Raw genomic sequence first — 1,032 nt, 5'->3', positions numbered from 1 at the left:
CTGATTTTGTCATGATTTTACCATCAATGATGATCATTATTGTTTTTGTAACTATCATCCCACGGTTTAATTCTTGGTCTTTGATTGGGATTATCAGTATCTTTAGTTGGATAGGGACAACGCGTCTGATTCGGGCAAGAACAATGACGGAAGTCAATCGAGATTATGTTCGAGCATCAAAAACTTCGGGAACCTCTGATTTTAAAATTATGTTTCGGGAAATATGGCCCAACTTGTCCACCTTAGTCATTGCTGAAGCAACGCTTGTTTTTGCTGGAAATATTGGTTTAGAAACAGGGCTTTCTTTCTTAGGTTTTGGACTTCCAGCGGGGACACCATCTTTGGGAACAATGATAAATGAAGCGACTAATCCAGAAACAATGACTGATAAGCCTTGGACTTGGGTTCCAGCAACAGTGGTCATCCTAATTGTGGTGCTTGCTATTATCTTTATCGGAAATGCACTAAGACGAGTGGCTGACCAAAGACAAGCTACAAGATAAACAACATTCAAGAGTGATAAAAATGTTTATCTATTAAAAATGGATATGATAAATTAAATATTATATTGAAGCAAGCAAGAAATAAAAAGAAATTATTGGAGAAACTAAGATGAACAAATTAAAAGTAACTTTATTGGCAAGTAGTGTAGTTTTAGCAGCTACACTCCTAAGTGCTTGTGGTTCTAATCAAAGCTCAAGTACAAGTACAAAAAAATTAAAAGCGGGGAACTTTGACGTTGCTTATCAAAATCCAGACAAGGCAATCAAAGGTGGAAATTTAAAAGTCGCATATCAAAGTGATTCTCCAATGAAAGCACAATGGTTATCGGGACTTTCTAATGATGCTACCTTTGGTTCTATGTCTAGCCCTGGTGGTGGGCAAGATGGTCTCTTCTTTACCAACAGTTCATTTAAATATATCAATGGTGGGCCTGCTAATGTAAGTCTTTACAAAGATGCAAAAACAGCAACGATTACCTTGCGTAAAGATTTGAAATGGTCTGATGGATCAGAAGTGACAGCTAAAGAC

At 37.0% G+C, this 1,032-nt stretch carries 2 pseudogenes; both read left to right on the top strand.

Annotated features, from left to right (window positions below):
* Nucleotides 1–503 (top strand): annotated as a pseudogene (gene oppC, locus ACWD1Z_RS37840) (murein tripeptide/oligopeptide ABC transporter permease OppC); the annotation flags it as partial.
* A gap of 109 nt (nt 504–612) precedes the next feature.
* Nucleotides 613–1,032, top strand: a pseudogene (locus ACWD1Z_RS37835) (hypothetical protein); the annotation flags it as partial.

This window comes from Streptomyces sp. NPDC002784 (assembly GCF_053592135.1).
The sequence above is the reverse complement of the archived record's forward strand: the minus strand, read 5'-3'. Positions and strand labels throughout refer to the sequence as shown.